At 71.3% G+C, this 1,259-nt stretch carries 1 protein-coding gene; it reads right to left on the bottom strand.

The annotated features are described in order from the left end of the window. Positions 1-1,259: acyltransferase domain-containing protein (locus tag ACFV57_RS42650; protein ID WP_385244690.1), on the bottom strand; the 1,259-nt coding region annotated here is incomplete at both ends.

The raw sequence follows: 1,259 nt of genomic DNA, 5'->3' as shown, positions 1-1,259 counted from the left end.
GCGACGCAGGCGGCGGCGATCTCGCCCTGGCTGTGCCCCACGACCGCGTCCGGCGTGACTCCGGCCGCCTGCCATACGGCGGCGAGCGACACCATGACCGCCCACAGCGCGGGCTGCACCACATCGGCTGTCTCCAGCGCGGGTGCGCCCTCGGCACCGGACAACACCTCGTCCAGCGACCAGTCCACGTACGGGGACAGCGCCTCGCCACACTCCGCCAGGCGGGCGGCGAACACCGGCGAGACCGTGCGCAGTTCGCGCCCCATGCCAAGCCACTGACTCCCCTGCCCCGGGAAGACGAACACGGTCCGGCCGGCACCGCCAGTGCCGGTCGTGCCCGTCACCGCACCGGCTGCGGGCTGCCCCGTAGCCACTGCGGCCAGCCCGGCGGCCAGGACCTCTCGGTCCGTGCCGGTCACGACAGCGCGGTGTTCAAACGTGGCACGGGTGGTCGCCAACGACCATGCCACGTCCGCCGGTTCCAGGTCCGTACGGGACAACGCGAACTCGCGCAGCCGCCCCGCCTGCGCCGCCAGGCTCTCCGCCGACCGGCCCGACACCAGCCACGCCGTGTCACCGGACTCCGTGGTCAGCACGGGCAGCGGCCGTTCGCCACCCGCCGCTTCCTGGCCGGCCTCGGCGCCGTCTTGGCCATCAGCACCACCCGCCGACGGCTCAGACGGCTCAAGGACAGGGGCTTCCTCGATGATGACGTGGACGTTGGTGCCGCTCATGCCGAAGGCCGACACACCGGCCCGGCGCGGCTGCTCGCCCTCCGGCCACACCACCGCCTCGTTCAGCAGACGCACCGCACCCGCCGACCAGTCCACATGCGGCGACGGCTCTTCGGCATGCAACGTCCGCGGCAACACCCCATGACGCAACGCCAAAACCATCTTCATCACACCAGTCACACCCGCAGCCTGCTGCGTATGACCAATGTTCGACTTCACCGACCCCAGCCACAACGGCCGATTCTCCGGACGGCCCTGACCGTACGTCGCCAGCAGCGCCTGCGCCTCGATCGGGTCACCCAGCTTCGTACCCGTCCCGTGCGCCTCCACCACATCGACATCACCCGCCGACAACTGCGCATTCGCCAACGCAGCCCGGATCACCCGCTGCTGGGAGGGACCGTTCGGCGCCGTCAGGCCATTGCTGGCCCCGTCCTGGTTGACCGCACTGCCCCGCACCACCGCCAGCACCCGACGCCCATGACGCCGCGCATCCGACAACCGCTCCACCACCAGCACACCCGC

Source organism: Streptomyces sp. NPDC059788 (genome assembly GCF_042732265.1).
GTDB lineage: Bacteria > Actinomycetota > Actinomycetes > Streptomycetales > Streptomycetaceae > Streptomyces.
This window is presented reverse-complemented; position numbering and strand designations above follow the sequence as displayed.